This window comes from Colwellia sp. MB02u-10 (assembly GCF_014077185.1).
GTDB lineage: Bacteria > Pseudomonadota > Gammaproteobacteria > Enterobacterales > Alteromonadaceae > Cognaticolwellia.
Genome location: NZ_JACGVK010000136.1, coordinates 36,791 through 49,376, shown reverse-complemented (window position 1 = coordinate 49,376; position 12,586 = coordinate 36,791). Strand labels below are relative to the sequence as shown.

The window sequence follows — 12,586 nt, the reverse complement described above, 5'->3', positions numbered from 1 at the left end:
TAATTAAACTGCAAAAATAGTTGGATTGGTTTTTGCGCCTTTTGCAAAAAACGAGACAAGCTATATTTGTCAGATTGAATTACCTTGTTATTTGATGGTAGCGTGAGAACACTAACGATAACAAGCACTTTACAGCTTAAGGCAGCCCGACCGTAGCAGCAAAAAATACCCAGCGCCACGACTAACCCAACCTTGAACTTTGAGCCAAACACTAAAGGATATTTAGCTAATGGCTTTACAGCAATATTGTCTTAAAAATAGCAAAGCCTATTAGCGGTAATAACAAAACCGCTTAGGCGAAAACTTATGAACCACACACCAAACCAATATTAAAACACCGCGCTTACAAATAAATTTTAACTTGATTTCGTGGTGCCAAATAACAGCTTTATTAGACGGATAAAATCCCACTTTCAACAAAGGTGAATGTCCAACTAATGAATATTTATTCAAATTAATATACATAACTTAATATTAAAATTCAACACGTTAATTTCACTTTTTGAATATAGCGATGTAGAAAGACAGATTAAATCCCGCTTTATACATAAAAGCGGGATATGAAGCTAAACTGTAACTATATACAGTACATCTTTAAAATTAATAAGGAATAATTATGAAATCTGAATTTCTCTCGCATATCAAAGAAACTATGTGGACACGACGCTACGCCAAACGCACTATTGAGTCTTATTTATATTGGATTAAAGCGTATATTATCTTTATTGGAAAAATACATCCAAACGATTGCCATAATAAAGAAGTCGAAAATTTTCTTAGTTACCTTTCAAATAACTTAAATCTTGCCCCTAAATCTCAGGCGTTAGCGTTAAATTCGCTTAACTACTTATATAAACATATTTTAATAAAGCCACTTAGCCTTGAGTTGCGTTTTAATAAATCTCGAGTAACGCCAAAACTTCCCACAGTATTAACTACAGCAGAAGTCAAAGCGCTTTTAACGGCTGTAAATACAAATAACCTGTTACTGTGTCAATTAATGTATGGCAGTGGCTTGCGTTTAATGGAAGCGGTACGTTTACGGGTTCAAGATATCAATTTTGATTATCATTGCATTGAAGTCTGGAATGGAAAAGGGGGTAAGCATCGAACGGTTACATTAGCTCCTGAGTTAACAGAAGCACTAAAAAATCAAATATCACAGGTGAGCGCTTATTACGTATTAGATATGAATAATGCTGACTACTCTGGTGTATATTTACCTTTTGCTTTAGCACGAAAATATCCGAGCGCAGCTAAAACATTTAATTGGCATTATTTATTTCCATCAAGTCGATTATCGCTAGACCCTGAAGTCAATAAGTTAAGACGGCATCATATAAACGAAACTGTTATTCAAAAGGCAATAAAAGTAGCGTCAATGAAGTCAAATATAAATAAAAATGTAACTTGTCACACCTTACGTCACTCTTTCGCAACTCATCTACTTCAAAGAGGTGCAGACATTCGTACTGTGCAAGAACAATTGGGCCATAGCGACATTAGAACAACGCAAATATACACACATGTCATAGAACGAGGCGCAAACGGTGTTACAAGTCCATTATCGGCTTTAATATAAGTAGTTACAGCCTACTGGCTATGTTTTAATAATGGCTTTAATGACTATTGAATAAAATTCAAATAAATGAACTTATAGGCTAGGCAAGTAAGGATATCTTTTGAAGAAATTTGGCTTGTGTAATAAAGGAGGATATAGCTGGATTTTAGATTTTTTATCGCTAATCACATTAAAATGCTAATTAGATTGGGATCACAGGTAAAAATAAAATAAATTGGCGGAGTGGACGGGACTCGAACCCGCGACCCCCGGCGTGACAGGCCGGTATTCTAACCAACTGAACTACCACTCCGCGTATTTATTTCTGTAAATTTTAAAAGGACTTACAACCTTTGAAACAATTGGCGGAGTGGACGGGACTCGAACCCGCGACCCCCGGCGTGACAGGCCGGTATTCTAACCAACTGAACTACCACTCCACACATCTTGCTTCTGTAAATTTTGAAAGGACTTACAACCTTTGAAACAATTGGCGGAGTGGACGGGACTCGAACCCGCGACCCCCGGCGTGACAGGCCGGTATTCTAACCAACTGAACTACCACTCCACACATCTTGCTTCTGAAAATTTTAAAAGGACTTACAACCTTTTGATTAATTGGCGGAGTGGACGGGACTCGAACCCGCGACCCCCGGCGTGACAGGCCGGTATTCTAACCAACTGAACTACCACTCCACACATTAATCGCTGCTTTCAACACAACTCGTTGAATGCGGCCGGAATAATACGGTTAAGATTCGATGCCGTCAACCAGTTTTTTCCATTCATTTGCTTATATGTCTAATTGATGAACAATACGACGTTTTTAACAGCAAAAACCTATAATAAAATACCATTAAGCCATTTTATTTACGCTTTTTACGTCGTATAAAAACAAACATCAATGCGGCAATTATGATCACTAAGGTGTTTCCGCCAACAATATACAAAAGTGTTGCTTGTTGTTGGTTGGCCACTTTAGCTTCTTGCGTTGCTTTTATTTGCGCAAGCTTTTCAGCTTCAATTGCTGCATTAGCGATTACTTGTGCATTTTTTTGCTCAGAGGTTAAATTATTAGACCCGCGGTTAACCGCTAAGATACCTGCTTCGGGTAAGCGGTCAACATTAAAAGTAAACTCAGGTAATATTGCTTGAAATTCTCTGCCATTTTGAATATCACCAAACACCCCTACTTTTATACGGTGCACTCCAGGCTCGGTAAAGGCAATTGTATGCGTACGGGTAAGGCCTTGCTCTTGCACTACAGTAAAAGGTTCTACTTGTTGATCGGGAAAAGTCACTTTACCTTGAATGAGAATACTGTCAGCTTCAACAAAACTATCATCAATAGTAAAGGTAACCACATGGGTATTATTTTCACCTTGGTTTGTCACTACTGATATGCTGATGGGGTTTTTCTGCACTACAATCGGCTTTTGTCGTAATTCTCTTGTGATCATAGGCATTTTAACAATATAAATAGGTTGCCACTCGCCTGGGGCAAAATCCAACTCCAGTTCACCGGTAAACAAGCTATCATGGGCATGTTCGTCTAAACCTCTGCCATTATCACGAAATGAAGCTAATTGAATGGCCGCTGCGCCAAAATTGTCGAAGGCAGAGTTATTTGTACTCAAAAAATCAACATTAAGTGTTAATACGTCTTGAAATAAAGGGTCGTTAATGATCAAATCACCATTAAATAAGCGCGCTACCACTTTTAATGTTTCACCTTGTAAAATAATTTCGGGGAGTGGTGTCACTTCTAATCTAATTTCTGATACCACCATAATTTTACTGTTGGCTTGTACCTGTCCTATTACTTGCCATGGACCAATCATGGGTGATTTTATCTTGAGCATATCGAAGGTTTGATCATCAAACCATTGCACTTTGTCTTCAGAGTAATTGTTAATATTTAGTTTTGAGCCATCAGGGCGGACAAGAATAATGGGCTTGGCGCCACTGCGGTGATAAAATATAAGTGTTGCTTCATCTAGTTGTTCATCAATACGAAAGCGATTGTCAAAATAAGGGATTTGATTGGTGGCGCTATCATCAACATATTCAATTTCAGCACCTATTTGCTGTGCATTTACGCTTAAACTGAACATTAGTGCCATTACCACCCTAGCACAGCGTGCTATGAATAATGGTTGGGTGTTAAACAAAGCTATTTTTGCTTTACTTATTTTTGTCGTATTGATTTCAGCCCTATTTATTTCAGCCCTATTTATTTTAGCCCTGCTTATTTCAACCCTGCTTATTTCAACCATAGTGGCGCAGCCCCTTTGTCATTAACGATAACTAAACGATTTTCGTGCTCAGCTAGTTCATCGGCAGTGGCAACCAAAACCTTTAATTTTTGGTGATTACTATTAACTCTTCGAATGGCGTTAGCATCTTCTGCTTGGCTATCACCTGATTGCAAGTTCAACGTTGCCTGTTTACGGGTCATTTCAATGTAAACAAACGCCAGTAACTGCGCATCTATTAACGCACCATGGTAAGTACGGTCAATTAATTTATCAACCTTATAAAAACGGGCTAAATAATCTAAGGTCTTAGGTGAGCCAAATTCGTCTTTGGCTACTTTTAAGGTATCGGTAATAGTACAAATATCGGTTGTTTTAGGCAGGCCTCGCACCATCGAAAACTCATGGTCCATAAAACCAACATCAAACTTGGCATTATGAATAACTAAACGAGCACCTTTAATAAAATTAACAAAATCTTGGCTTACTTGCTCAAACACTGGTTTGTCACGTAAAAATTCGTCGGTTAACCCATGAATATTAATAACTTCTTGGTCCATAACCATTTGTATGCCGCGCACCGTTGGCTTGACATAAACGTGAAAATTTCTGCCAGTTAGCTGACGGTTGATCATTTCTACACAACCAATTTCAACAATACGGTGCCCTTCACGAGGATTAAGACCTGTGGTTTCTGTATCCAGTATGATCAGCCGTTCGTCTTGTGTATTTTGTTCAATCAATGTCTAACCCTTAAATTTTTGTTATGCCTGTGTTTACAAGATGGTATGAAGGCTTTTAATGTCACTTTTCAGGTAAAGCTTCAGGAAATTCTGCAATGTTAATGGTAAGTCTTTTACTAAATAAAATATAGACAATCGCGGATATTACCAACGAACAATGTACTAGCAACCAAGTTATCGATTGAAGTTGCCAAATAAAATAGCCTAAAACCCCAATAAACAAATCAAAAGTTAACGCTGAAATGAGCAATACTTTACATTTTCGCCAACAAATACGCACCCAAGCTTGCGCTTTAGGTCGGCGTAAACTTAAAATAAGTACAATAAACAAGCCAATAACACCTGAAGCTAAATTTAAATAAAACAGTGCAGTTTGTGGAAAAACCCACTGAATCATACCCACGTGATCACGCATATTAGTCACTGACATGATCCAAATAATATAGGCACGCAATATAAACAGTAAAATAATGTAAATGCCGGGTGCTAATTTTAAACAGTCAAAACTATCAAAGTGTTTTGGTAAAAAGTGCGCGTAATATTTAGCTGACATAAAGCATTACTTATCACTCACGTTTTGATTAGTGTTTGTTGTATTACTGGCCTTTGCATGCCTAGCAACAGACTCAAGCTCCAAATACTTTTGCCCTAAGGTAATCGCTTTGACTGCTTTTGAGCGAAATTCGCGGTTGTACAAAGTATAAACAACAAATAAGCTGGCTATCATAAAAATTAATGGATGAAAAAACCAACATAAAGCAGCAATAGAGAAATAATAAGAGCGTAAACCGTAGTTATAAGAATGAGCCGCTTGGTCTTGCACTACAGCCATTTGTTCAGCGTATTTTTTCAAGTTTTTATTCTCACCGCTGTCATCAAATGGGCAAGCACCAATCATGACATTAAGAAAACCATATTGGCGCATTGACCAAGTAAATTGAAAAAATGACAAAACAAAAATAAATGTGAGTAAACTGAGCTTCAATTGGATCATGACATGATTAGGAAAGCTAGCATATGGAATTGAGCCAATCACTGACTCAAGACGCTCAACTTGAGCAAACAATGTTAAAACACCCGCTAATATTAACAAGGTAGAGGAAGCAAAAAAGGAAATATTACGTTCTAAATTAGCAAGTAAGGCGGCCTCACTAACCCGAACATCACGACCAATAATTTCATACATCCAATAAATTCTATGTTGATGCAAGCATCTTGCAACACAGTTCGTTGTTTTTGCTTTTTTACGTGCAAATCCGGTATACCCCGCCCAACAAATAAAAAAACAGCAAAGCGCGATAACATCAAGCAGAGAAAATGGCATAGTATTTACAAAGACTTATCATTTTTAATAAAGATGAAGTTATTATGCTCTACAATTTTTTAAGATTCGAGCAATTATTCATTAATTTTTCATAATTTTTGTATAACTTTTTTATGATAATATCAATTGAAATAACGAATTAGGTTACTTGGCGTTATGCTAAAAAAAGCTAAAAATAGGATGGTAAATTAATCGTATTAACAAGCAACTAGGTAATAAAAACCGCTTTAGCAACTAAATTAATTGCAAACTAAATTAATTGCAAACTAAATAAGCACCTTGACGTTAAACCTAAGGTAAGCTTAAGCAAAACCTAGCCCATTAAATCCCAATGGTGAAAAGGTATTTATTACTCAATTAACCGATAACACACTGCCTAGTAATTTAATCTACAAACTTTATATTTTTATATTTTTATATTTTTATATTTTTATACATCATAGCCACACAAACCCATTCAACTATTGATATATCGCCTCAAAATTAGCGCACAAAAACATTGACGACATAACAAAAAGTCATCTACCAAACGACTCTATATCGCAATAAAATCAAGCTATAAACGGCCAATTTTGTTCATCAAACCTAGCTTAAATAAGCCTCATAATTCGTTTCATAAATGACAATATAAATAGCAATATAAATAAAGCCATATTTTTATATTGCTAAATAAATCATCATTAATAGAGTTTTTTTCTACCAAAACAAAAGTTTACATTGCCATTGCTTAGCAAATTTGTAACAATTTGTGAAAAGGAATTCTCGTTAGCGTGGAAGTTATTACGTTAAAATATAAAATAATAAGATTGGAGTGGTAAATTTGAAATTTAGTATTCGTGGCATATATTCACTCGCCAGCGCATTTATACTATTTATACAGCCTAGTTTTGCTCAAGAAAACACTGTGAAACTGGCACAATTAAATATTCCCCATGTAGACCTTAAGTTAAAAATTGACGGTAAGTTAAATGATGTTTTGTGGCAGCAAGCCCTTGATGTATCCCTTGATATTGTTAATAGCCCTTGGAACAATAAATCTAGCCCAGTTTCAACAAGCGCCAAAATTGTTGAAAATGGCGAGTTTCTCTACATCGCTTTTATTGCCCAAGATCCTAATCCTGAATTAATTCAAGGATTTTTAGGTGACCGCGATACTCGCTGGAGAGATGACTTAGTCGGTTTTAAATTAGATACTTACAATAATCGCCGTTTAAACTATGAGTTTTTTGTTAATCCACACGGCGTACAACATGACGCTATTTTCAATGAAATGACTGGCAGTAAAGACGAAGCGTGGGATGGTATTTGGCAATCTGCTGGTAAAATAACGAAAACCGGCTATCAAGTTGAAATTGCGATTCCCTATCATATTTTAAATTTTGACGACAATGATGATGTTAAAACTTGGGCAATGGAGTTAGTGCGCTTATACCCGCGTGATACACGTTTGCGGATATCCCACATTGAACTTGATCGCGACGATGCTTGTTGGTTATGTCAAATCCCAGAAATAACCGGATTTAAAGACGCTAAAGCCAGCAAAAATATTATGATCACGCCAACCTTAGTCGCTAGTAAGAGCGAAAGTCGTGAAATATTTACGCCCAAAACAGATTGGCAAAGTGAAAACGATATTGATGCCGGTTTAGATCTACGTTGGGGCATTAATGCCAACACCTTATTAAATGTTACCGTTAACCCCGATTTTTCTAATGTTGAGTCAGATGCCGGCCAGTTAAGTGTTAATAAAACCTTTTCATTATTTTATGATGAAAAACGTCAGTTTTTTGTTGAAAATTCAGAATATTTTTCCAGTAACTTTGATCTTGTCTACACGCGAAACATTGCTGATCCCGAATACGGCGCCAAACTAACAGGCACCCAAGGCCAACATAGTTATGGCGCATTCATGACCAATGATACGCAAACCAATATTATTCTGCCTGGTAATACGGGATCAAGATTAATTTCATTAGATGAGAAGAGTGAGTCAGGGGCAATAAAATATCGCTATGATGTTAACGACGATTTATCTCTTGGTGTTATTAGCACCTTACGCCAAACCGATAGTTATCATAACTTTGTTTCAGGGCTTGATTCAAAATATCGTCTAAATGACTCAAACTCATTCCAAGCACAAATATTGGTGGCTGATACTAAAGACTCAGCACAATTTACCGACAGCGGCCAAGTAGAGAACTTTAACGACCATGCCTTTAAAATTCAGTATGAGCATGATTCTGAATATTGGCAGGTGTTTTCAGAACATCAAGAAATAGGCGAAAAATTTCGTGCTGATTTAGGTTTTATGCCACGTGCTGATTATCAAAAAAGTAATGTGTTGGTTAATCGTTTTATCTATGGCGAACCTGACAGTGCTTGGCAAAAAATGAAGTTTGCTGGCCAATGGCAAATATTACACAATGAAAACGGTGAGTTATTAGAGCGTTCTGTCTCTTCAAGCTTCAGTATTGATGGCCCAATGCTATCAGTGTTTGATGCAATGCTAGTTAGCGCTGATAAAATTGGTTTACGTCGTCATGAACTAGATTTTAATTTACCTATTGATAACAGCATTGACGGTAACACCAAACGTTTCCAAGAAAATCAGCTCGTTATCTATGGTTATATTCAGCCAACAGCGCAATTCTCCACTGAGCTTGAATTAACCATGGGCGATAAAATTGATTATGTTAATGACCGACTTGGTGAAGTCACAGCACTTTATGGCTATATAAATTATAACGTTAATAAACATTTAGAGTTTGAGTTTTCGCACACTTACAGCGATTTAGAGGCCGATAATGCCAACGTCTTTACAGAAAACTTAACCGAACTTCGTGTTTCATATCAGTTTAATATTTATAGCTATTTAAAATTAAACGTTGTTTACACCGACATTGATTTCAACCTAAATAATAATCCCAGCGCCTATTCAGTAAAAGATAACAACTTATCAACACAGCTAATTTATGCTTATAAAATAAACCCACAAACCGTCTTTTACTTGGGCTATTCAGATAATAGTTATCAAGATGATAGATTGAAAGACTTAACGCGAGATCAACGTACCATTTACAGTAAAATTAGTTATGCATGGTTGCCATAAGTATTAATACCAGCAACTTAAATTAATCTTAATCACATCCGTTATCAGTGTAATCAATAACAAATTAAACATTTGATTACGCTGATAACTTACAGTGCAACAAAGGTTAATGTCTCTCCCTAACCCACCTTGTGCCTAAAGGCAGGTACGTTTTAACGTTTGTTGTTCAGTTCTCAACAAACGTTCTAGGCTGTTTAATAATAGGAGGGGCTTTAAGCAACGGTCTGCTCAGCAGTGTTTGTTCTGCTTATTTTACTCTCAATATCAGTATCATTAACGACAATTGTTGCTGAAATTTTATCATGAATAGCTTGTCGATTAGGGTCCCAAAATATCTGTGCAAAGCCAAGTAAACCTGTGGCTATGCCAGCACCATAGCCACCATAACGCCCAAAACTGTCCCATATTGATAACGGCGTGCCATCAAGCTGGATCACTCGAATACTAAACAGTTTTTTGCCCGGTGTTTGCCCATACCAAAGTGCGGTAAACATGGTGAAATAAAATGCTGCCCAACCAAAACCTAGCCCCAGATCTTCGACTAAACCTTGTAACCAAGCAAAGCCTTTATATACCGATGAACTCGACGGAACAGCAACCGTTTTTTTATTTATTTCGCTGGTGGTATTGCTTTGTTCAGCGCCAGTCACCGCAACTTTTTTCTCAACTTTGTGTTTAATTTTGTGCTTAATTAATGGCGGCTTACTCTGAGCAGCTAAAGCTAATTGTTCAAGTTGCTCACTTAACTGGGCTATTTCTTGCTGACTTAAACGGCTTTGCTTAGCCACACGTTCAAGTAAGTCAGCATTAAATTTGTTAATTTCTATCGTTGAGGCTGTTTGCTCGCTATAGGCCGATGATAAACTTTCACACAACTGCAGCCAACATGGATAATCAACACAGTCAGTTTGAGAAATTGCAATGCCTGCTGCTAGGGTGAGTGTGACTTTGATAAAGTCATTATCCTCTGAGCTATTAGTGTTTTGTTCAGTCATATTTTCTGTATGGCTTTGATTATTTTTATTACCCAATAATGTACCTTGGCTCTGCCCTGCTTGCTCAACATGATGATTAAAGGTCTCTAGTTCAGCAAAGAGCTTGGGTAAAATATCAATCAAGACGACGAAAACAATTAACGCAGCAAAAACACGTAAAATTATTTTGCTTAAAGCACTTTTTTTAGCCAATGTATTACCACGTTTTTTACTGCCAAGTTTAAATAGCGTTATCGCCACCAAAAAAGCCAGTAACTCGCCAGGAGCCCCACTTAACAAAGCCACAAAACATAAATCTACGAGTAGTGCCATGCCTCGGCGCCATGGTACAGCTAATGATATACCAAACAGCGACTTATCAATTTTAAAAGCCAGTGGTGTTAATATTTCACGCGTTTCTTCATCAGACAGTTTTTTTGCTTGTATTTTCGCCATCATTGAAATCTCCTTGTGATATTTTTTAAGTTATTTATCCAAAACTTAGCTTATAAATTATCTACCAGCGTCATCCATCTCTACCTTGGGAGTTACTGTATCTTAGCGATAAAAAAATAAAATAAAGCTATCAATATCAGTTACCTGGTTATAAATATAACTATTACTACCGCGATATAGATGAAATAAAGTGATACTCAAGTATGAAAAAAACACCTTTTAAGACCTATTAATTAGGTATCTATTCCTTTTTTGCATATAAGATACCGAAATATCACTTCTTTTTCTGCCATAAAGCGTTAACCTACTTCCTATAGTATCAACCTACTTGCAATAGTTTTAACCTACTTGCAATAGTGTTAACCTACTTGTAATAATAGTGTTAATTTATCTGAAATAACTTTCGGTGGTTAACACATAAAATAACGATTAAATCTGTATGCCATACTCGGTCAATGCAATGAAAACAGGATTAAAAAATGTCGACTATATTTGAAGATAACTCAACATCAATTGGTAATACACCGCTAGTTAAACTTAACCGCATCGTTACGGGTGAAAATACGGCCAATATCTACGCAAAGATTGAAGCACGTAACCCAAGCTTTAGTATTAAGTGCCGCATTGGTGCCAACATGATTTGGGATGCCGAGAAAAAAGGTTTGCTTGTGGCCGGTAAATCTATTGTCGAACCCACCAGTGGTAATACAGGTATCGCACTAGCATTTGTTGCTGCTGCTCGTGGTTATAAAATCACCCTAACTATGCCAAGCACTATGAGTATAGAGCGTAGAAAATTATTAATTGCACTAGGGGCTAAATTAATATTAACCGACGGTGCTAAAGGCATGAATGGTGCTATTGCCAAAGCACAAGAAATTAAAGATGCTGATCCAGAGAACACCGTACTGTTAGGTCAATTTGATAATCCGGCTAACCCTGAAATTCATGAGAAAACTACCGGACCTGAAATTTGGCGCGATACTAAAGGTAACATTGATTTCTTCGTTGCTGGTGTTGGTACGGGTGGCACAATTACCGGTACAACGCGATATCTTAAAAGTGTTGCTGAGCATAAAATCACCTCAGTAGCGGTTGAACCTACAGATTCGCCTGTTATTACTCAAGCAATGGCAGGTGAAAAACTAACACCGGGTCCTCATAAAATTCAAGGTATTGGTGCTGGCTTTATTCCTGGCAACTTAGATCTTTCACTTATTGATGCAGTTGAACAAGTATCAAATGATGACTGTATGGCAATGGCGCATCGCTTAATGAAAGAAGAAGGTATACTTGCCGGTATATCGTCTGGAGCTGCCGTTGTAGCCGCTAAGCGTATTGCTGAAAGACCAGAAAATGCGGGCAAAAACATTGTTGTTATTCTTGCTAGTTCTGCTGAACGCTACCTTTCAAGTCCATTGTTTGCTGATTCATTTTCTGAAGAAGATCTGGCGTAATAGCTAAAAAACATCAAGCTAAGTTTAATTGTTAACCCATTATGATTAAACTATGACAATTCACGGGTTTTGTTGACAGTTAAACGCTAGCTTGAGCTGAATTTTTAAAAGCCTGATTTGAAAGAATCAGGCTTTTTTTGATCTTAAAATAATATACAATTTAAGTCAGTAAAAATTAGCTTACTCTAGCTTTAACTCCTATTTTTGCGGTAAAATGACGTTAAGTTCACAAAGTTATCTATTACCCTATGAATTATTTAAAATTAATCATCCTAAGTTTCGTTATTTTGTTTTCTGCCTGTAGTAAAGAAAACAAAAACAAAATTCATGATCTTGACAACCCAGAAGTGGTTGCCATTGAATTTTTTAATGCCTTGTATAATGAACAAAATATAAAAAAAGCCGCATCGGTTTGTAGTCCACGATTATCGCGCATTATTCTGCACTATCAATCACCTAAAGCGGTTGCTCGCCATTTGTTCAATATGTCATACGATAAAGTTGATATTAAGCCCGATGATAGTGGTGTTAAAGTGAGGGAACAATTTAAAAACTCTGCGGAGATTACTCTTTATTTTGACGGTTATTATCAAAATGACCGCATAAAAGATGTTAAACGATTGTTGTTGGTACAAATTGATAATAAATGGATTATCGAAAAAATACTAAAAGACCCCTTTTAATTTTTCCCTAAAATAACATCGCCA

Annotated in this window: 9 protein-coding genes and 4 tRNA genes; 4 read left to right on the top strand and 9 right to left on the bottom strand. The window is 36.7% G+C overall.

The window, feature by feature from the left end; translation table 11 throughout:
- Positions 1-616: 616 nt before the first annotated feature.
- Positions 617-1,582: an integron integrase gene (locus H4J59_RS17210; RefSeq protein WP_182241231.1), complete on the top strand. Its 966-nt coding sequence runs from the start codon at positions 617-619 to the stop codon at positions 1,580-1,582.
- A gap of 215 nt (positions 1,583-1,797) precedes the next feature.
- On the opposite strand, the gene H4J59_RS17205 is transcribed toward H4J59_RS17210, so the two are convergent.
- The 8 genes from H4J59_RS17205 to H4J59_RS17170 all read right to left on the bottom strand — a co-directional run bounded on the left by H4J59_RS17205 (position 1,798) and on the right by H4J59_RS17170 (position 5,883).
- A tRNA-Asp gene (locus H4J59_RS17205) sits at positions 1,798-1,874 on the bottom strand.
- Positions 1,875-1,924: 50 nt separating this feature from the next.
- Positions 1,925-2,001, bottom strand: a tRNA-Asp gene (locus H4J59_RS17200).
- A gap of 51 nt (positions 2,002-2,052) precedes the next feature.
- Positions 2,053-2,129: transfer RNA gene (locus H4J59_RS17195), tRNA-Asp, on the bottom strand.
- Positions 2,130-2,180: 51 nt separating this feature from the next.
- Positions 2,181-2,257 (bottom strand) — tRNA-Asp (locus H4J59_RS17190).
- 170 nt (positions 2,258-2,427) lie between these two features.
- The gene (locus tag H4J59_RS17185; protein WP_182241230.1) at positions 2,428-3,684 is read right to left on the bottom strand and encodes a TIGR03503 family protein; all 1,257 of its coding nucleotides are present in this window, start codon (positions 3,682-3,684) and stop codon (positions 2,428-2,430) included.
- A 140-nt stretch (positions 3,685-3,824) separates the two neighbouring features.
- Positions 3,825-4,559, bottom strand: coding sequence for a DNA polymerase III subunit epsilon (dnaQ, locus tag H4J59_RS17180; RefSeq protein ID WP_220469870.1), 735 nt, complete (start codon positions 4,557-4,559; stop codon positions 3,825-3,827).
- 61 nt (positions 4,560-4,620) lie between these two features.
- Entirely contained in the window at positions 4,621-5,112 is a 492-nt protein-coding gene (locus H4J59_RS17175; RefSeq protein WP_182241229.1) for a DUF2919 family protein, read from the bottom strand.
- Between the two features lie 6 nt (positions 5,113-5,118).
- Complete coding sequence (locus tag H4J59_RS17170; protein WP_182241228.1) at positions 5,119-5,883, bottom strand: DUF599 domain-containing protein; 765 nt, start codon at positions 5,881-5,883, stop codon at positions 5,119-5,121.
- A gap of 820 nt (positions 5,884-6,703) precedes the next feature.
- Between H4J59_RS17170 and H4J59_RS17165 the strand changes: the two genes are divergently transcribed.
- The gene (locus tag H4J59_RS17165) at positions 6,704-8,992 is read left to right on the top strand and encodes a carbohydrate binding family 9 domain-containing protein (protein WP_182241227.1); all 2,289 of its coding nucleotides are present in this window, start codon (positions 6,704-6,706) and stop codon (positions 8,990-8,992) included.
- A gap of 212 nt (positions 8,993-9,204) precedes the next feature.
- Here the strand turns inward: H4J59_RS17165 and H4J59_RS19545 are convergent, their stop codons facing one another.
- The gene (locus H4J59_RS19545) at positions 9,205-10,425 is read right to left on the bottom strand and encodes an RDD family protein (protein WP_259369584.1); all 1,221 of its coding nucleotides are present in this window, start codon (positions 10,423-10,425) and stop codon (positions 9,205-9,207) included.
- A gap of 476 nt (positions 10,426-10,901) precedes the next feature.
- On the opposite strand from H4J59_RS19545, the gene cysK reads away from it, so the two are divergent.
- Both cysK and H4J59_RS17150 read left to right on the top strand, forming a co-directional pair.
- Positions 10,902-11,879: a cysteine synthase A gene (gene cysK / locus H4J59_RS17155; RefSeq protein ID WP_182241226.1), complete on the top strand. Its 978-nt coding sequence runs from the start codon at positions 10,902-10,904 to the stop codon at positions 11,877-11,879.
- Between the two features lie 248 nt (positions 11,880-12,127).
- Complete coding sequence (locus H4J59_RS17150; protein ID WP_182241225.1) at positions 12,128-12,562, top strand: hypothetical protein; 435 nt, start codon at positions 12,128-12,130, stop codon at positions 12,560-12,562.
- Positions 12,563-12,586 lie beyond the last annotated feature (24 nt).

Excerpts from the sequence above, each read along its gene's own strand:
- H4J59_RS17150 (WP_182241225.1), top strand. The coding sequence starts at position 12,128 with ATGAATTATTTAAAATTAATCATCCTAAGTTTCGTTATTTTGTTTTCT.
- H4J59_RS17170 (WP_182241228.1), bottom strand. The coding sequence starts at position 5,883 with ATGCCATTTTCTCTGCTTGATGTTATCGCGCTTTGCTGTTTTTTTATT.
- H4J59_RS17175 (WP_182241229.1), bottom strand. The coding sequence starts at position 5,112 with ATGTCAGCTAAATATTACGCGCACTTTTTACCAAAACACTTTGATAGT.
- cysK (WP_182241226.1), top strand. The coding sequence starts at position 10,902 with ATGTCGACTATATTTGAAGATAACTCAACATCAATTGGTAATACACCG.
- H4J59_RS17185 (WP_182241230.1), bottom strand. The coding sequence starts at position 3,684 with ATGGCACTAATGTTCAGTTTAAGCGTAAATGCACAGCAAATAGGTGCT.
- H4J59_RS17210 (WP_182241231.1), top strand. The coding sequence starts at position 617 with ATGAAATCTGAATTTCTCTCGCATATCAAAGAAACTATGTGGACACGA.
- H4J59_RS19545 (WP_259369584.1), bottom strand. The coding sequence starts at position 10,425 with ATGATGGCGAAAATACAAGCAAAAAAACTGTCTGATGAAGAAACGCGT.